The organism is Micromonospora sp. NPDC020750, from assembly GCF_044334565.1.
GTDB lineage: Bacteria > Actinomycetota > Actinomycetes > Mycobacteriales > Micromonosporaceae > Micromonospora.
Window position 1 is genome coordinate 223228 of record NZ_JBIRTH010000004.1, and the last position, 18100, is coordinate 241327.

At 73.5% G+C, this 18100-nt stretch carries 12 protein-coding genes; 7 read left to right on the plus strand and 5 right to left on the minus strand.

Annotated elements, in window-relative coordinates; genetic code table 11:
- Positions 1-12: 12 nt before the first annotated feature.
- Complete coding sequence (locus tag ACH4T9_RS14935; RefSeq protein ID WP_396672848.1) at positions 13-4308, plus strand: amino acid adenylation domain-containing protein; 4296 nt, start codon at positions 13-15, stop codon at positions 4306-4308.
- Here ACH4T9_RS14935 and ACH4T9_RS14940 read toward each other — a convergent pair.
- Positions 4263-5258 carry a DMT family transporter gene (locus tag ACH4T9_RS14940; protein ID WP_396672847.1) on the minus strand — a complete coding sequence of 332 codons (996 nt, stop codon included), beginning with the start codon at positions 5256-5258 and terminating at the stop codon, positions 4263-4265. The genes ACH4T9_RS14935 and ACH4T9_RS14940 overlap by 46 nt on opposite strands.
- On the opposite strand from ACH4T9_RS14940, the gene ACH4T9_RS14945 reads away from it, so the two are divergent.
- A complete protein-coding gene (locus tag ACH4T9_RS14945) occupies positions 5257-6669 on the plus strand; it encodes a PLP-dependent aminotransferase family protein (protein ID WP_396672846.1) in 1413 nt (470 codons plus the stop codon). The two genes, ACH4T9_RS14940 and ACH4T9_RS14945, sit on opposite strands and share 2 nt — an antisense overlap.
- A 31-nt stretch (positions 6670-6700) precedes the next feature.
- Here ACH4T9_RS14945 and ACH4T9_RS14950 read toward each other — a convergent pair whose 3' ends face one another.
- From ACH4T9_RS14950 to ACH4T9_RS14965, 4 genes are all read right to left on the minus strand, one after another.
- Positions 6701-7573: a DUF6892 domain-containing protein gene (locus ACH4T9_RS14950; protein WP_396672845.1), complete on the minus strand. Its 873-nt coding sequence runs from the start codon at positions 7571-7573 to the stop codon at positions 6701-6703.
- A 113-nt stretch (positions 7574-7686) separates the two neighbouring features.
- Positions 7687-8499, minus strand: a complete 813-nt coding sequence (locus tag ACH4T9_RS14955) for an ABC transporter ATP-binding protein (RefSeq protein WP_387017821.1) — start codon at positions 8497-8499, stop codon at positions 7687-7689.
- 29 nt (positions 8500-8528) lie between these two features.
- Positions 8529-9554, minus strand: coding sequence for a FecCD family ABC transporter permease (locus ACH4T9_RS14960; protein WP_396672844.1), 1026 nt, complete (start codon positions 9552-9554; stop codon positions 8529-8531).
- Positions 9551-10612, minus strand: coding sequence for a FecCD family ABC transporter permease (locus tag ACH4T9_RS14965; protein WP_396673056.1), 1062 nt, complete (start codon positions 10610-10612; stop codon positions 9551-9553). The genes ACH4T9_RS14960 and ACH4T9_RS14965 overlap by 4 nt, the downstream gene beginning before the upstream one ends.
- Before the next feature lie 116 nt (positions 10613-10728).
- Between ACH4T9_RS14965 and ACH4T9_RS14970 the strand changes: the two genes are divergently transcribed.
- The 5 genes from ACH4T9_RS14970 to ACH4T9_RS14990 all read left to right on the plus strand — a co-directional run bounded on the left by ACH4T9_RS14970 (position 10729) and on the right by ACH4T9_RS14990 (position 18019).
- Complete coding sequence (locus ACH4T9_RS14970) at positions 10729-11760, plus strand: ABC transporter substrate-binding protein (protein ID WP_396672843.1); 1032 nt, start codon at positions 10729-10731, stop codon at positions 11758-11760.
- A 1-nt stretch (position 11761) separates the two neighbouring features.
- Complete coding sequence (locus ACH4T9_RS14975) at positions 11762-12619, plus strand: siderophore-interacting protein (protein ID WP_396672842.1); 858 nt, start codon at positions 11762-11764, stop codon at positions 12617-12619.
- A gap of 134 nt (positions 12620-12753) precedes the next feature.
- On the plus strand, positions 12754-14292 hold the full coding sequence (locus ACH4T9_RS14980; protein ID WP_396672841.1) for a pyridoxal phosphate-dependent decarboxylase family protein: 1539 nt from the start codon (positions 12754-12756) through the stop codon (positions 14290-14292).
- A gap of 38 nt (positions 14293-14330) precedes the next feature.
- Entirely contained in the window at positions 14331-15626 is a 1296-nt protein-coding gene (locus ACH4T9_RS14985; RefSeq protein ID WP_396672840.1) for a lysine N(6)-hydroxylase/L-ornithine N(5)-oxygenase family protein, read from the plus strand.
- Positions 15623-18019 carry a GNAT family N-acetyltransferase gene (locus ACH4T9_RS14990; protein WP_396672839.1) on the plus strand — a complete coding sequence of 799 codons (2397 nt, stop codon included), beginning with the start codon at positions 15623-15625 and terminating at the stop codon, positions 18017-18019. Before ACH4T9_RS14985 ends, ACH4T9_RS14990 begins: the two co-directional genes overlap by 4 nt.
- Positions 18020-18100: the final 81 nt, after the last annotated feature.

Genomic DNA, 18100 nt, shown 5'->3' on the forward strand with positions numbered 1-18100 from the left:
CCCGGTTACCCGATGTCCTTCGAGCAGGAGTCGATCTGGCTGAACGACCAGTTCCAGGAGGGCACCTCCCGGTACGTCGAGTCGTGGGCGTACCGGCTGCGCGGCGCGCGGATCGACCCGCCCGCCGCCCAGCGGGCACTCACCGGGATCGTGGCCCGGCACGAGGCGCTGCGCAGCCGCCTCGCCCTGGTCGAGGGAGAAGCGTGGCAGGCGGTGCTGCCGCCGGCCCCGGTCGAGCTGGACGTCCGTCAGGTGAGCCCGCACGAGCTGCCCGCCGCCCAGGTCGCGGCGGCGACCCGGCCGGTGCCCCTGGACCGGCCACCCCTGCTGCGGGGGACGCTGCTGCAACTGGCCGAGGACGACGCGGTCCTGGTGGTGGCGATCCACCACGCGGTGCTCGACGGCTGGTGCTTCAGCCTGCTGGACACCGAGTTCAGCGCCCTCTATCGGGCCGCGCTGGACGGCACGGAACCCGGGCTGCCCGCCCTTCCCCTCCAGTTCGGCCCGTACGCGCAACAGCGCCGCCGAGCGGGCGCAGGCGACCGCAGGGAATCCGTGAAGTACTGGCGGGAGACGTTGCGCGGGGCACCGCCGGCGTCTTCCTTCCCCACCGACAGGCCCCGGCCCGCGATTCTCGGCGCGCGCGGTGACCGCGTCGAGTTCACCCTGGACGAAACGCTCGGCACCGGCATCCGCCTGCTCGCCCGCAGGGCCAGGACCACGCCGTTCACGGTCCTGGCCACGGCGCTGACCGCACTCATCTCCCGGCTGTCCGGGGTGGACGACGTGGTGATCGGCACGCCCGTCTCCCGCCGGGACGACGAGATCCTCGAACCGATGATCGCCTGCCTGACCGACATCATGCCGCTGCGCCAGCGGGTGCCGGCCGACGTGTCCTTCGCCGAGCTGACCGCCCGGACGAAGGAGCAGGTGTGGGGTGCCGTCGCGCACCGCGACGTGCCCTACTCGCACCTGGTTCGCGAGCTGGAGGTCGAGCGCTCGCCGAGCCGCTTCCCCCTCTTCCAGGTGGTCATCGGGCTGGACGACGCCCCTGCCCCGGCTCTGGACCTGCCGGGCGTGACCGCCGAGCGGCTGTACCTCCACCCGGGTACGGCCAAGTACGACATCTTCCTGCACCTGGTGCCCGCGCGGGGCGGATTCGACGGCTTCCTGGAGTTCTCCACCGACCTCTTCGGCCGTGGCGCCGCCCAGCGCCTGGCGGAGCGTCTGCTGACTCTGCTGACCGAGGCCGTCGCCCATCCCGACCTGCCCCTGCGTGAACTGGACATCCTGCCGGCCGCCGAACGCCGGCTGATCCTCGAAAGCTGGGTGCCCGGGCCCGCCGCCCCGGCCGGACCGCCCCTCGCGCACGAGACCTTCGCCGCCCAGGCCCTCTGCACGCCCGACGCCCCGGCGGTCGTACACGGGGACCGGGTCCTGTCCTACGCGGAGCTGGACCGGGCGGCGGACGCGGTGGCGGCACACCTGGTCGCGCGGGGCGCGGCCGGGCGTCCCGTGGGCGTCTGCCTGCGGCGCTCCCCGGAGCTGGCCGTCGCGGTCCTGGGGGTGCTCAAGGCCGGCAGCGCCTGCCTGCCCATCGACCCCGCGTACCCCCCCGACCGGATCGCCTACCTGGCAGCCGACAGCGGGATCCGGGTCGCCCTGATCCAGCAGGACCTGGCCGGGCTCCTCCCCGACACCGTCGAGACGATCTCCCTTGACGACCTGCCGCCCGTACCCGAAGCAGACCTGCCCGTGGCGGCGCCCGCCGACCTCGCTTACCTGATCTTCACGTCCGGCTCCACCGGCCGTCCCAAGTGCGTGGCCATGCCGCACCGGGCCCTGGCCAACCTGCTGGCCTGGCAGCGAACCCGCTCCCTCGCGGGGTCCGGCACCCGGACGTTGCAGTTCGCCGCGCTCAGCTTCGACGTGGCCTTCCAGGAGTTCTTCAGCACCTGGGCCACCGGGGGCACCCTGGTCATGGTCGACGACGAGACGAGACGCGACCCCGCCCGCCTCCTCGACCTGCTGGCCGCCGAGCGCGTCGAGCGGTTGTTCCTGCCGTTCGTCGCACTCCAGCAACTCGCCGAGTACGCCTGCGCCACCAATCGCCCGGCGGCCACGCTCCGGGAGGTCGTCACGGCGGGGGAGCAACTGCACGCCACGCCCGCCCTGCGGGAGTTCTTCCGGCGGTGGGCGCCCGGCGCGGTGCTGGAGAACCAGTACGGCCCGTCCGAGACGCACGTGGTCACCGCGGAACGCCTGGACGCCGACCCTGACACCTGGCCCGACCTGCCGCCCATCGGCCGCCCGGTGGACGGCACCCGGGTCATGCTGCTGGACCGGCGGCAACAGCTCTGCCCGGTGGGCGCGGTGGGGGAGATCTGCGTCGGCGGCCGGGCCCTGGCCATCGGCTACCTGGGGCGCCCGGAGCTGACCGCGCAGAAGTTCATCCCGGACCCCTTCCATCCGGGCACCCTGCTCTACCGCACCGGCGACCTGGCCCGGTACCTGCCCGACGGGCGGATCCAGTGCCTGGGCCGCCTGGACACCCAGGTCAAGATCCGCGGCCACCGGGTGGAGACAGAAGAGGTCGCCGCCGCCGTCCAGGCCGTGCCCGGGGTGGCCCACGCCGCCGTGCTGGCCCGGGACGCCGTCTCGGGGGGCAAGCGCCTGGTCGCGTACTACCAGCCGGCCGCCGGGGCCGCCCTGCCACCGGACGTGCTGCGCCGTACGCTGGCAGCGCGGCTGCCGGAGTACCTGGTGCCGTCGGTCTGCGTGCCGGTGGAGACGTTCCCGCGCACGTCGAGCGGCAAGCTGGAACTGGCCGCGCTGCCGCCGCCGGACGCCCTCGCGGTGGAGCCGACGGACTCGTACGTGACGCCGGGGACCCCCACCGAGAAGAGCATCGCCGGGATCTGGCGGGACGTGCTGGGTACGGCCCGGATCGGTGTTCACGACGACTTCTTCGCCCTGGGCGGCCACTCGCTGCTGGCCACCCGCCTGATGCTGCGGCTCCGGCAGGAGCTGGGGGTGGAGATCCCGCTCGGGGTCCTGGCGGCGTCGCCGACCGTCGCCGGCCTTGCCACGCTGGTCGACCGCGATCGGACACCTGGGCGGGAGGATGCCGTGCGGGATCTCGACCTGGCCGCCGAGGTCGAGCTGCCGGCCGACATCGTCCCGGCCGGCGAGACGATCCGGGTGGCGCAGGATCCCGCTCACGTGCTGCTCACCGGTGCCACCGGGTTCCTCGGCGCGTTCACCGTGCGCTCGCTGCTGAACCGTACCCGTGCCGTGGTGCACTGCCTGGTGCGCGGCGCGGACCAGGAGCAGGCCGCGGCGCGGCTGCGCCGGGTCATGGAGGGCTACGGCCTCTGGGAAGGCCGCGACGAGCAGCGGGTCGTCACCGTCCCCGGCGACCTGGCGCGGCCCCGCCTGGGGCTGTCCGACGACGCCTTCGACGAGCTGTCCCGCCGGGTGGACGCGGTGTACCACGTGGGCGCCGCCGTGAACCTCTTCGCCCCGTACGAGCAGCTCAGGGCCAGCACGGTGGACGGCACCGCCGAGATACTGCGGCTGGCGGCCCGGCACCGCAGCGTGCCGGTGCACCACGTCTCCACCGTCGGCGTGTACGCGGGGCACGGGGACCACCCGATCGGCCCGGAGCATCCCACGGGTCCGGCGGAGGACCTGGTGCACGGCTACACGCGGAGCAAGTGGGTGGCCGAGGGGCTGATCGAGGCCGCCCGCGCCCGGTCCCTGCCCGCCACCGTCTATCGGCCCACCCGCATTGCCGGGCACAGCCGTACCGGCGCCTGCCAGCGCGGCGACTACCTGTGGCTGCTGCTCAAGGGCTGCGTCCAGGCCCAGGCCGCGCCCGCCGGAGTGGACGCCGCCTTCGACCTGGTGCCCGTGGACTACGTCAGCGACGCCATCGTCATCCTGTCCCGGCAGCCTGCGGCGGCCGGCCGCACCTTCCACCTGGCCGCCGGGCGGCTGCTGCGGCTGGACACCGCGCTGGGCTGGCTGCGGGCCAGGGGCTACGCGCTGCCCGAGGTCGAGCCGGGGGAGTGGCTGGACCGGATCGGAGCCGACCCGGGCAACGCGGCGTTCCCGCTGCTGGGCACGCTGGCCGCCGAGCTGGAAGGGGCCGGCTCCGAGGGCGGCCTGGTCTTCGACCCCGACGCCACCGACGCCGCCCTGGCCGGCTCCGGCGTGTCCCGCCCCGAGGTGGACGAGGCGCTGTTCGGCACCTACGTCGACTACTTCACCCGCACCGGTTGGCTCCCGGAGACAGTGGAGCGCTGATGCGGGCCGGAAGCGCTTGCGGGTCGGTTCCCGCGATTCCTGGCTCGAACGGCGAGGAGCGCACAGCCGATAACCGCGATGCCGCCGAGGATCGTGGGCCAGGCCAGGTGCTCGTGCAGGAGGAGAGCGGCCCAGCAGATGCTCATCACCGGCTGGGTCAACTGCACCTGGCTGACCTGCGCCATCGGTCCAATGGCCAGGCCCCGGTACCAGGCGAAGAACCCGAGGAACATGCTCACCACGGCGAGATAGGCGAACGCGCCCCACTCGATCACCGAGCCCGTCGGTGGCTGCTCAACGATCGAGACGCCGGTGAGCACGATCATCAGCGGGGAGGCCAGCACGAGGGCCCAGGAGATGGTCTGCCACGAGCCCAACTCGCGGGACAGGAGCCCGCCCTCGGCGTAGCCGATCGCGCACACGATGACGGCAGCGAACAGCAGCAGGTCGGACCGGTGCAGCCCGGCGAGGCCACCGCCCTGGATCGCGGTGAACACCACGGCCGCGATCGCGCCGATCCCTGCGGCGACCCAGAACGGGGTCCGAGGCCGCTCGCGACCCCGAATCACGGCCATCACGGCCGTCGCGGCGGGCAGGAGCGCGATGACGACCGCCCCGTGGCTCGCGGGTGCGGTGGTGAGCGCGTACGAGGTCAGCAACGGAAACCCGACGACCGCGCCACCGGCCACGACCGCTACCTGGACCCACTGGGTGCCGCGCGGTATCTGCTGCCGGGTCAGCCACAGCGCGGCTGCGGCGAGGAGCGCCGCGACGACGGCGCGCCCGGAGCCGACGAACAACGGGGACATGCGCCCGCCTCCGACTGCGACGCGGGTGAACGGCACCGTGAACGAGAACGCCACGACACCGAGCAGACCCCACCACAGCCCGGCATGAGCCTTCGGTAGCGGTGGCGACAAAACTAGAGTAGCGCTATCGTCAGTCCTCATGATAAACGGTAGCAGTCAGCGGATCCTGGATGAACTGCGCAGCTGGGTGGCAGCGGCTCCCGCCGGGGCGCGGCTGCCCTCGACGCGGGCCCTCGTAGCGCGTCACGGGGCGAGCCCGGTCACGGTGCAGAAAGCCCTCCGGACGCTGGCCGCGCAGGGGCTCGTGGAGGCCCGGCCGGGCGTGGGCACCTTCGTGCGGGCCGTCCGCACGGCCCGACCGAACGATTACGGGTGGCAGACCGCCGCGCTCGGTTCCCCGCCGAACCGCAGGGCACAGGCGTTCACGGCGCTGCGCACGACACCCAACGACGTGATCGCCCTGCACGCGGGCTACCCCGACAGGGAACTCCTTCCCGAGAGATTGGTGCGGTCGGCGTTCGCACGTGCCACCCGCAGCGATGCTGCTGTCGGGCGACCACCGGCTGCGGGGCTGCCGGAGTTGCAGACATGGTTCGCCACAGAACTCGGTGCGGTCACCCCGCCCGGTCTCGCACCCCCGGCCGCGAGCGACGTGATTGTCCTGCCCGGTAGCCAGAGCGGGTTGAGCACGATCTTCCGCGCACTCGTAGGAGCTGACCGGCCCGTGCTCATCGAGTCGCCGACCTATTGGGGCGCGATCCTGGCCGCCGAGCAGACCGGCGTGCAACTCGTGCCGATCACCAGTGGCCCCCACGGGCCGGACCCCGACGAACTCGACCGCGCGTTCACCCAGACGGGGGCGCGGGCGTTCTACGCCCAGCCGAACTTCGCCAACCCCACCGGAGCCCAGTGGTCGCCAGACCTCGCCGACCGGGTGCTGGGCATCGTGCGCGAGCACGGTGCGTTCCTCATCGAGGACGACTGGGCCCACGACTTCGGGATCACCGCCGAAGCCGCGCCGCTGGCCGCGCGCGACGACGGGGGGCACGTCGTCTACCTGCGGTCGCTGACCAAGAGCGTGTCACCGGCTGTCCGCGTCGCCGGGCTCATCGCCCGCGGGCCCGCCCGCGACCGTATCCTCGCCGATGCGCAGGCCCAATCCATGTACGTCAGCGGCGTCCTGCAAGCCGCCGCCCTCGAGGTCGTCACCCAGCCCGCCTGGCATACCCATCTGCGCGGACTGAGATATCAACTTGCCGCGCGCCGCGACCTCCTCGTCGGCGCGCTGCGCGAGCACGTGCCTGACTCCCACCTCGACGCGGTGCCGCACGGCGGACTGAACCTCTGGCTTCGGCTGCCCGACGACACCGACCTGATGCGCCTGGCCCGCGACTGCGAGGCAGCGGGTGTCCTGGTCGCGGCTGGAGGCGACTGGTTTCCTGCCGAACCCACCGGCCGATACCTGCGCCTGAACTACTCCGGCCCCAACCCCGGCGCTTTCCCCGACGGAGCACGAGCCATCGGACAAGCCCTCGCGGCGCAGCACAGATAGGGCAACGCCCGGCGCTGCCCACCTCGCTGCTTCAGTCCGCCTCGCTGACCGTGACGCCACGCGCTCGCAGCTGCGCGATCTGGTGCTCGGGCAGTACGGCGAGCGGGGTGATTTTCAGCTCGCGCAGGTTGCGCAGCGCCTCTACGCCTGCCAGCGATCGGATGCGGAACTCGTCGGACTCGCCGTCCCACTGCTCCCACACCATGTGCGCCGTGTCGTGCCCACCCCCGAGCCAGCTGAGGGATTCGACGGTGTCGAGCGCCGCCTGGGGTATCACGACCGTCATCAGCCGGGCCAGGTTGCCTTCGTCGAACTCGAACCCGTCGAAGAAGTACGTCGGCGGCAGCTCGACCGAGCCCATCAATCTATCGAGCACTGCCAGCTTCAGGATCGGATCACTGAATGGTGCCGCCGCCTTGACCGGGTCTGGCAGGAAGTTGTCCACCTGGACTCCGCGCGCGGCCAGCGCCGCGAGCACCTCGTGGCCCGCTGGGCGCAGCACGGCCGCACAGCCGATGTGCACCCGCTTGAGCTGATCGCAGGCCAGCAGCGGGGTCAGGTCCGCGTCCGGCGGCACACCGACCCACAGCAGCTCCAGCGCAGGCAGCGCGGTGAGCGGTCCGAGATCACTGACCTCGGACTCGCGCAGGTACAGGTTGTTCACTTCCGGAAAGCCCTCGATGCCGGTCAGCGACCGGATCGTGCCGTCGGCGCCGTCCGGCAGCGCGTCCCACAGATCCGCCTCGTCGGTCCAGGACGCCTGATCTGCGCCCGCCAGGACTTCCAACGCGAGCACCTCGGCATACCGGGCTTTGAGCTCCTCGACCGAACGTTCGCGGATCTTGGCGACCGCGTCGTTGAGATAGTCGGCCTCAAGCAGGGCCAAGTGCAGGCAGGGATCCACGCGGGCAACCTACCTGACCATTCGGGCTGTATCCCGCCGGAGGCGCGTGCCTGCGCTCTGAGCCTCTAAGGATGAACCTTGAGGGTCGAGTGTCGGCGTCCGGCTGTCTCTGCTCAGCGGCGTACCGCCGACGGGCGCCGCGCGGCGGGGACGACCAGTGGCCCGCCCGTCTCCGGGTCGTCGATGACCCGGCAGGGCAGCCCGAACACCCGCTCCACCAGTTCGGCGGTGACGATCTCCCGGGGCGCTCCGGCGGCCACCACGGCGCCGTCGCGCATCGCGATCAGGTGGGTGGCGTACCGGGCGGCCTGGTTGAGGTCGTGCAGCACCGCGACCAGCGTGCGCCCCTGCTCCTCGTGCAGGCTCGCGCACAGGTCGAGCACCTCGATCTGGTGGGCGATGTCGAGGAACGTGGTCGGCTCGTCGAGCAGCAGCAGCTCGGTCTGCTGGGCCAGGGCCATGGCGATCCACACCCGCTGCCGCTGCCCGCCGGACAGCTCGTCGACCAGCCGGTCGGCGAGGTCGGCCACGCCGGTGGCGGCCATCGACTCGTCGACCACCCGCTCGTCGTCGCGGGACCACTGCCGCAGCAGGCCCTGGTGCGGGTACCGGCCCCGGGCCACCAGCTCGGCGACCGTGATGCCGTCGGGGGCGATGGACGACTGCGGCAGCAGCCCGAGGGTGCGGGCGACCCGGCGGGCCGGCTGGGCGTGGATGTCCCGCCCGTCGAGCAGCACCGTGCCGGCGGCCGGCCGGAGCATCCGGGCCAGGGCACGCAGCAGAGTGGACTTGCCGCAGGCGTTCGGTCCGATGACGACGGTGAACGACCGGTCGGGGACGGCGACGCTGAGTCGCTCGGTGATGGTCCGCTTGTCGTACGCGAGGGTCAGGCCGTCGCCGCTGAGCCGGGGGGTGCCGGGCTGCATCAGGGGTGCTCCAGTCTTCAGGTCGCCGGTCACAGCCGGCCCGCCTTGCGTTCGGTGGCCAGCAGCCACACCAGGTAGCCGCCGCCGAGCGCGCCCGTGATCACGCCGACGGGGAGCTGGTGCCCGGTGAAGGCGCGTTGGGCGACCAGGTCGGCGGCGACCAGCATCGCCGCGCCGAGCGCCATGGCGGCGGCCAGGTTCGGCCCGGGCGCGCGGGTCAGCCGGCGGGTCAGGTGCGGCGCGGTGAGCGCGACGAAGTTGACCGGCCCGGCCGCGGCGGCGGCGACGGAGACCAGCAGCACCGCCGCGACCAGCAGCACCGTGCGCAGAGCCCGCACCGGTACGCCGAGCGCGGCGGAGGTGTCGTCGCCCAGCTCGGTCATCCGCAGCGCCGGCCCGCAGCCGAACAGCACCACCGGGACCAGCACCGCCAGGGTGACGGCGAGCGGGACGGCCTGCGCCCAGCCGCGCCCGTCGAGGCTGCCGGTGAGCCACAGGACGGCGCGGGCGGCGTCCATGAGCTGCGCGCGGGTCAGCAGCCAGCCGTTGACGCCGGTGAGGATCGCGGCGACGCCGATGCCGGCGAGGATCAGCCGGTGGCCGTGCGCGCCGCGCGCCCAGGCCACCGCCCACAGCAGCAGGCCGGTGGCCAGGCCGCCGACCACGGCCGCGCCGGCCAGGGCGAGGGTGCTGCCGCCGACCACCACCACGACGAGTGCGCCGGTGGCCGCGCCCTGGGTGACGCCGAGGATGTCGGGGCTGCCGAGCGGGTTGCGCACGAGGGCCTGCAACACCGCGCCGCCCAGCGCCAGGGCGGCCCCGACGAGCAGGGCGGTGACCAGCCGGGGCAGCCGCAGCTCGCCGATGATGAAGTCCTCGGCCGGGGTGCCGCCCCCGGTGAGGGTGCGCAGCACGTCGGCGGAGCCCATCGGGTAGTCGCCGCCGCCGATCGACAGCACGCCCAGGGCCAGCGCGGTCAGCGCGCAGCCGAGGCCGACGAACAGGGCCCGGGCCCGGAACCGCACCGACCAGTGGCGTACCCGTACGACGGTCACGACCGCACCGCCCGGGTCCGGGTGACGAGGTGCAGGAAGAGTGGGCCGCCGAGCACGGCGGTCATGATGCCCACCTGGATCTCGCCGGGGCGGCCGAGCACCCGGCCGGCCACGTCGGCGCCGAGCAGCAGCACCGGGGCCAGCAGCGCGCAGGCCGGCAGCAGCCAGCGCAGGTCCGGCCCGGTCAGGGCGCGGACCAGGTGCGGCACGAGCAGCCCGACAAAGACCAGGGGCCCGCAGGCGGCCGTCGCGGCGCCGCAGAGCAGGGTCACCGCGACGACGACGGCCGCCCGGGTCGCGGCGGGCCGGGCGCCCAGGGCCCGCGCCTGGTCGTCGCCGAGCGCGAGGGCGTTGAGCGGCCGGGCCGTGGCGAGTGCGATCACCAGCCCGGCCGCCGCGAACGGCAGCACCCGGACCACCGTCGCCAGGTCGGCGCTGGCCAGCGAGCCGACGGTCCAGAACCGCATCTTCTCCAGCGAGGCCGCGTCGAGGAGCATCACCGCGCTGACGTACGAGTAGAGGGCCGCGTTGAGCGCCGCCCCCGCGAGGGCCAGCCGGGCCGGGGTGGCGCCCCGGCCGCCGCCGACGGCGTACACGAGGGCGGTGACGGCCGCCGCGCCGGCCAGGGCGAACCAGACGTACCCGTCGACGCCTGTGACGCCGAGGAACGCGGCGGCGGTGGCCACGGCCGCCGACGCGCCGGCGTTGATGCCGAGCAGCCCGGGGTCGGCGAGGGGGTTGCGGGTGACCGCCTGCATGATCGCGCCCGCCACCCCGAGCGCCGCGCCGGCGATCAGGCCGAGCAGGGTGCGTGGCAGCCGCATCTGCCGCACCACGGCGTGCGCGGGGGAGTCGGCGTCCCACAGCCCCTGCCAGGCCTCGGCGAGGGTGAGCTGCTTCGCGCCGACCGCGAGGCTGATCGTGGCCACGGCCGCCAGCAGCAGGAACGCGGCCAGCAGCCCGGCCAGGCGGGCCGCGGGCCGGCCGCGGCGGGGCGGCGGGGGTGGGGGCGTCGACGGCGGAGCGAGGGCGGTCGGCGACGAGTCGATGACGGACAGTGCAAGCTCCTGTGTGGGTAGGAATCGACCGACGACGCTGTTGACAAGGACTTAGGTTAGGGTAACTTAACCTCGCACTTGGTCATCAGACCACCCCGGAGTGGAAAGAAGTCGTCATGCCCGTACCCGTGTCCCGTCCGCGTCTGACCCGCCGCGGCCTGCTCTCCGCCGGCGGCGCGCTCGCCCTCGGTGCCCTGCTCGGCGGCTGCGGCGGCAAGGACGACGAAGCCTCCTCGCCGGCCGCCGGAAGCGGCCCCTGGTCGTTCACCGACGACCGGCCCGAGAAGGTCACCCGGGACGCCACGCCGAAGCGCATCGTCGCCTTCACCGGCGTCGCCGCCGCCCTGGTCGACTTCGGACTCGACGCCCAGCTCGTCGGGGTCTTCGGCGAGACCACCCGCGCCGACGGGTCGAAGGAGCCGCAGGCCGGCGACCTCGACGTGGGCAAGGTGGCCGTGCTCGGCAACGTCTGGGGCGAGTTCAGCATCGAGAAGTACGCCGCGCTCAACCCCGAGCTGCTGGTCACCCACATGTACGACCCGGGCGCCTTCTGGTACGTCCCCGACGAGAGCCGCGACAAGATCCTCGGCCTGGCCCCCACCGTCGCGATCAAGACCGCCCGGGTGCCGATGAACCGCCCGATCGAGCGGTACGCCGAGCTGGCCGCGTCCCTCGGCGCCGACCTGAAGGCGAAGAAGGTCACCGACGCCAAGGCCCGGTTCGAGGCCGCCGCCGAGTCCGTCCGGCAGGCGGTCAAGGCCAACCCCGGGATCAAGGTGCTCGCGGCGTCCGGCAGCCCCGACCTGTTCTACGCCTCCAACCCGAAGGTCAGCACCGACCTGATGTACTTCGCCGAGCTGGGCGTCGACATCGTGGTGCCGACCAAGCTGGAGCAGGGCGACTACTTCGAGTCCCTCAGCTGGGAAAACGCCGGCAAGTTCCCGGCCGACCTGATCCTGCTGGACAACCGCGCCACCGCCCTGCAACCGGCCGACATGGCCAAGAAGCCCACCTGGGCCCAGCTCCCGGCGGTCAAGGCCAACCAGGTCACCCCGTGGGACGCCGTGCCGCGTTTCTCGTACGCCGGCGCGGCCCCGCTGCTGGAGAACCTCGCCAAGGCGATCGCCGCCGCCAAGAAGGTGAGCTGAGTTGGCCAGCGTCACCCTCGACCCGGTCGCCACCCGGTTCCGGTTCTACGAGGCGCGGGTCGTGCGCGCCCGCCGCCTCGGCCCGACCCTGACCCGGATCACCCTCGGCGGCCCGCAGCTCACCTCCTTCGCCGGTGGCGGGCGCGACCAGAGCGTCAACCTCTTCCTGCCCCACCCCGGGCAGAGCGCCCCCGTGGTGCCGGTCGACGCCGGTGACGACTGGTTCGGCCGGTGGCGGGCCCTCGACCCGGCCGTCCGTGCGGTGATGCGCTCGTACACCGTCCGCGCCCAGCGCCCCGAGGTCGGCGAGGTCGACATCGACTTCGTCGGCCACGGCGACACCGGCCCCGCCTCCCGGTGGGCCGGCCGGGCCCGCCCCGGCGACCAGGTGATACTGCTCGGCCCGACCGTCGCCGACAACCGCGCCGTCTGCTTCCGGCCGCCCGTCGACGCCGACTGGATGCTGCTCGCCGCCGACGAGACCGCGCTGCCGGCCGTCGGCGCCATCCTGGAGTGGCTGCCCGCCGGGACCCGCGCCCGCGCCTGGATCGAGGTCCCGCACGTCGCCGACATCCAGGACCTGCCCGCCCCGCCCGGGGTCGAGGTGACCTGGCTGGTCCGGGGCACCACCCCGCCCGGCTCCGGCCTGCTGCGCGACGCCGTCCGCGCGGCCCGGCTGCCCGGCGTCGTCCCGTACGCGTGGCTCGCCGGGGAGTCCGCCACGGTCCGTGGCCTGCGCCGCCACCTCGTGCAGGAGCGCGGCACCGACCGCCGTCGGGTGGTCTTCTCCGGCTACTGGCGGTGCGGCATGTCCGAGGACGCCCTGCGCGGCGAGGCCCCCGCCGCCGCGGTGGCCTGACCGTGGCCGCGAGCGCCCCGCCCGCCGGGGTCACCGACCGCCCGACCGTGGCCGCGAGCGCCCTACCCGCCGGGGTCACCGACCGCCCCCGCCCCACCGCCGGCCCCGAGTCCCACCGACCGTCGAGGAACCGCATGAGCATCCCGGGTCGTCCCGCTCCGGACGTGCCGCCCGCCACCGGCACTCCGGCGGGCCCCCGCGCCCACCTCTTGACCAACGGCACCGCCGAGCAGTACCGGCGGGTGCTGGCCGACGGGATCGACCGGGTCAGCGCCCGGATCGCCAACACCGACCGCCCGTTCACCGGCGTCACCCCGGCCGCGCTCGCCCCGACCGTCGCCGCCGTCGACCTGGACCGCCCGCTCGCCGACCCGGCCGCCGCCCTCGACGAGCTGGAGGACGTGTACCTGCGCGACGCGGTCTACTTCCACCACCCCCGCTACCTGGCCCACCTCAACTGCCCGGTGGTGATCCCCGCGCTGCTCGGCGAGGCCGTGCTCACCGCCGTGAACTCCTCCCTGGACACCTGGGACCAGAGCGCCGGCGGCACCCTCATCGAGCGCCGCCTGATCGACTGGACGGCCCAGCGGATCGGCCTCGGCCCCGCCGCCGACGGCGTGTTCACCAGCGGTGGCACCCTGTCCAACCTCCAGGCGCTGCTGCTGGCCCGGGAGGAGGCGTGCGCCCGCAGCACGACGTCCCGCCGTGAGCTGCTGCCCCGGCTGCGGGTGATCGCCTCCGGCGCCGGCCACTTCAGCGTGCAGAAGTCGGCCGGCCTGCTCGGCCTCGACACCGGCGCGGTGATCGCCCTGCCCACCGACGCCGACCGCCGGATGTGCCCCGACGCCCTGCACGCGGAGCTGGCCCGCTGCCACGCCGACGGGCTCACCGTGATGGCGGTCGTCGCCACCGCCGGCACCACCGACTTCGGCTCCATCGACCCCCTCGACGCCATCGCCGACCGGTGCGCCGCCGCCGGGGTACGGCTGCACGTCGACGCCGCGTACGGCTGCGGGCTGCTGGTCTCGCCCACCCGGCGGCACCTGCTCGCCGGCATCGAACGCGCCGACTCGGTGACCGTCGACTACCACAAGTCCTTCTTCCAGCCGGTCTCCTCCAGCGCCCTGCTGGTCCGCGACGGCGAGGCGCTGCGGCACGCCACCTACCACGCCGACTACCTCAACCCGGCCCCCCGGGCGACGGGGGAGCAGCTGCCCAACCAGGTCGACAAGAGCCTCCAGACCACCCGCCGGTTCGACGCGCTGAAGCTCTGGCTCACCCTGCGGATGATGGGCCCCGACGCGGTCGGCGCGCTCTTCGACGAGGTGATCGACCGGGCCGACGGGGCGTGGCGGCTGCTCGCCGGCGACCCCCGCTTCGAGGTGGTCACCCGGTCCGCGCTGAGCACCGTGGTGTTCCGCTACCTGCCCACCGGGACCGGGGCCGGGCTGGCCGACGACGCCAACCGGTACGCCCGCCGGGCGCTGGCCGCCTCCGGCGCGGCCGTCGTCGCCGGCACCAAGGTCGACGGCCGGCAGTACCTGAAGTTCACCCTGCTCAACCCCGAGACCACGCTGGACGACGTGGCGCACGTCGTCGACCTCATCGCCGAGCACGCCGGCCGGTACGCGCACGAGCGGGCCACCGCCGTCACCCCCTGCCCCGTCGGCTGACCGCGAACGTGCCCACCCCCCGCGCAGAAAGCGAACCCATGTCCACCCACGACGTCATCGCCGTCGGGCTCGGCCCGTACAACCTGGGCCTGGCCTGCCTCACCGAGCCGCTGACCGACCTGGACTGCCTGTTCCTGGAGGCCCGGGACTCGTTCGACTGGCACCCCGGGATGCTGCTGGAGACCGTCCGGTTGCAGACCCCGTTCCTGGCCGACCTGGTCAGCCTCGCCGACCCCACCTCGCCGTACTCCTTCCTGAACTGGCTCAAGGAGTCCGGGCGGCTGTACCAGTTCTACATCCGCGAGCGGTTCCACCCGCTGCGCAGCGAGTACAACGCGTACTGCCGGTGGGCGGCGGCGAAGCTGACCGGGGTGCGCTTCGGCCACCGGGTCACCGCCGTCACCCACGACGAGACCGACGACCTGTTCACCGTGCACGTGACCGTCACCGCCACCGGGGAGACCGTCACCCACCGGGCCCGGCACCTGGTGCTCGGCACCGGCACCCCGCCGCACGTCCCGGCCGCCTGCGCCGGGCTCGACGGCGACGTGGTGCACTCCTCGGCGTACCTGGAGAACCGGGCCGCCCTGCGGGAGAAGAACAGCGTCACCGTGGTCGGCTCCGGGCAGAGCGCCGCCGAGATCTACCATGACCTGCTCGGCGACATCGACACGTACGGTTACCGGCTGAACTGGGTCACCCGCTCGCCCCGGTTCTTCCCCCTGGAATACACCAAGCTCACCCTGGAGATGACCTCCCCCGACTACGTCGACTACTTCCACGCCCTGCCCGAGTCCACCCGCTACCGGCTGGAGGCCGAGCAGAAGGGGCTGTTCAAGGGCATCGACGCCGACCTGATCAACGAGATCTACGACCTGCTCTACGCCAAGAGCGTGCCCGGGCCGGTGGACACCCGGCTGCTCACCAACACCGAGGTGACCAGGGCCCGGCACGACCCGGCCGCCGGCGAGTACACCCTCGGGCTGCGCCACGTCGAGCAGGAGGGCGAGTTCTCCCTGGCCACCCAGGGCCTGGTGCTGGCCACCGGGTACCGCTACACGGTGCCGGACTTCCTCGACCCGGTGCGTCACCTGCTGCGCTTCGACACCCACGGCCGGTTCGACGTGGCCCGCGACTACAGCGTCGACCACGCCGGCCGGGTGTTCCTCCAGAACGCCGGCACCCACACCCACAGCGTCACCTCGCCCGACCTGGGCATGGGCCCGTACCGCAACGCCGTGATCATCCGTGAGCTGCTCGGCCGCGAGCACTACCCGGTCGAGCGGCGGATCGCGTTCCAGGAGTTCGGCGTGTCGGCGGGGGTGGGTGCGTGACCGAGGTCGTGCACACCCGCACCGACCCCCGGCTGGGTGACTTCGCCCTGCGTACCCTCGACCCGGTCGCCGACGCCGCGCTGCTGCACTCCTGGGTGACCCACCCGAAGGCCGCGTTCTGGCTGATGGCCGACGCCGACGTGGCCCGGGTCGCCGCCGAGTACGCGCGCATCGCCGCCGACGAGCACCACGACGCGTTCGTCGGGCTGTGGCGGGGCGAGCCGGCCTTCCTCGTCGAACGGTACGACCCGGCGTGGGTCGAGCTGGCCGGCCGCTACCCGGCCCGCCCCGGGGACGTCGGCATGCACTTCCTCTGCGCGCCCGTCGACGCCCCGGTCTCCGGCTTCACCCGGGCCGTCATCACCACCGTCATGGACTGGCTGTTCGCCGACCCGGCGCACCGCCGGGTGGTGGTCGAGCCGGACGTGCGCAACACCGCCGTGCAGGCGCTGAACGCCGCCGTCGGCTTCGTCCCCGCCGGAACCGTGGAGCTGCCCGGCAAGACCGGCCTGCTCAGCTTCTGCACCCGCGCCCAGTTCGCCGCTGCCACCGGCGCGGCCACCACCAGCGAAGGACCGACCGCCACCGTGGACCCGCAGGACGCCGTCGCCCACCTGACCCCCGACACCTGGGCGCGCGCCAACCGGCTGCTGGTGCGCAAGGCGCTCGCCGAGTTCGCCCACGAGCGGCTGCTCGCCCCCGAGCCAGTCGGCCCCGCCGCCGCCCCCGGCGAGCCGGGGGAGTACGAGGTGGCCAGCGACGACGGCGCGGTGACCTACCGGTTCGCCGCCCGGCGGCTCGCCCTCGACCACTGGCGAATCGACCCGGACAGCATCACCCGCCGCCGCGACGGCGCAGAGCTGCCCCTGGACGCCCTCGACCTGTGTGTGGAGCTGCGCGGCGCGCTCGGGCTCACCGACCGGGTGCTGCCCGTGTACCTGGAGGAGATCACCTCCACCCTGGCCGGGTGGGCGTACAAACTGGACCGGCCGGAGATCGACGCAGCCGCGCTGGCCCGCGCCGACTTCCAGACCATCGAGACCCGGATGACCGAGGGCCACCCGGGCTTCGTCGCCAACAACGGCCGGATCGGCTTCGGCATCGACGAGTACCACCGGTACGCCCCGGAGGTCGGCCGGCCGGTTCGGCTGCTCTGGCTGGCCGCGCACCGCGACCACACCACCTTCACCTGCTCCACCGACACCGACGCCGACGCCCTGCTGCGCGACGAGCTGGGCAACGACGCGCTGGCCGGCTTCGCCGCCACGCTGACCGGGCTCGGCCTCGACCCGGCCGACTACCTGTTCATCCCCGTGCACCCGTGGCAGTGGTGGAACCGGCTCGCCGTCACCTTCGCCGCCGACGTGGCCGAGCGCCGCCTCGTCCTGGTCGGCCCCGGCCCGGACGAGTACCTTCCCCAGCAGTCCGTGCGCACCTTCTTCAACATCACCCGCCCCGAACGGCACTACGTCAAGACCGCGCTGTCCGTGCTGAACATGGGCTTCATCCGGGGGCTGTCGGCGGCGTACATGGAGGCCACCCCGGCCATCAACGACTGGCTCGCCGACCTGATCGAGCGCGACGAGGTGCTCCGGGCCACCGGGCTGACGATCATCAGGGAGCGGGCCGCGATCGGGTACCGTAACCGCCGGTTCGAGGCGGCCACCGACCGGTACTCCCCGTACCGGAAGATGCTGGCGGCGCTGTGGCGGGAGAGCCCCGTCCCCGGTCTGGAACCGGGGCGGCGGCTGGCCACCATGGCATCGCTGCTGCACGTCGACTCGGCCGGCGGGTCGTTCGCCGCCGCGCTGGTCGCCGAGTCGGGGCTGTCCGCCGGGGTCTGGCTGCGCCGGTACCTCGACGCGTACCTCGTCCCGCTGCTGCACTCCCTGTACGCGTACGACCTGGCGTTCATGCCGCACGGCGAGAACGTCATCCTGGTGCTGCGCGACGGGGCGGTGGAGCGGGCGATCTTCAAGGACATCGCCGAGGAGATCGTGGTGATGGACCCGGACGCCGACCTGCCCGAGGCGGTGCACCGCGTCCGGGCCGACATCCCCGACGACGAGAAACTGCTGTCGATCTTCACCGACGTGTTCTCCTGCTACCTGCGCCACCTGAACGTCGTGTTCACCGACGCGGGGCTGCTCACCGAGGAGGAGTTCTGGCGGGCGGTCGCGGACTGCGCGTACGGCTACGCCGACCGCGTCCCGCACCTGGCCGACCGGCTGCGCCGCTACGACCTGTTCGCCCCGGAGTTCACGCACTCCTGCCTCAACCGGCTCCAGCTGCGCAACAACGAGCAGATGGTGGACCTGTCCGACCCGTCGGCGGCGCTCCAGTTCGCCGGCACCCTGGCCAACCCCATCGCCCCGTACGCCCGCCGTCCCTGACCCCCGGCGCCGCCGTGCGCCCGCCCTGCCCGCCCCCGCCGCCCCCCACCCGGCGCTCGCTCGCTCGCCCGCTCGCCCGCT

Excerpts from the sequence above, each read along its gene's own strand:
- ACH4T9_RS14940 (WP_396672847.1), bottom strand. The coding sequence starts at position 5,258 with ATGAGGACTGACGATAGCGCTACTCTAGTTTTGTCGCCACCGCTACCG.
- ACH4T9_RS14945 (WP_396672846.1), top strand. The coding sequence starts at position 5,257 with ATGATAAACGGTAGCAGTCAGCGGATCCTGGATGAACTGCGCAGCTGG.
- ACH4T9_RS14970 (WP_396672843.1), top strand. The coding sequence starts at position 10,729 with ATGCCCGTACCCGTGTCCCGTCCGCGTCTGACCCGCCGCGGCCTGCTC.
- ACH4T9_RS14955 (WP_387017821.1), bottom strand. The coding sequence starts at position 8,499 with ATGCAGCCCGGCACCCCCCGGCTCAGCGGCGACGGCCTGACCCTCGCG.
- ACH4T9_RS14985 (WP_396672840.1), top strand. The coding sequence starts at position 14,331 with ATGTCCACCCACGACGTCATCGCCGTCGGGCTCGGCCCGTACAACCTG.
- ACH4T9_RS14980 (WP_396672841.1), top strand. The coding sequence starts at position 12,754 with ATGAGCATCCCGGGTCGTCCCGCTCCGGACGTGCCGCCCGCCACCGGC.
- ACH4T9_RS14935 (WP_396672848.1), top strand. The coding sequence starts at position 13 with ATGTCCTTCGAGCAGGAGTCGATCTGGCTGAACGACCAGTTCCAGGAG.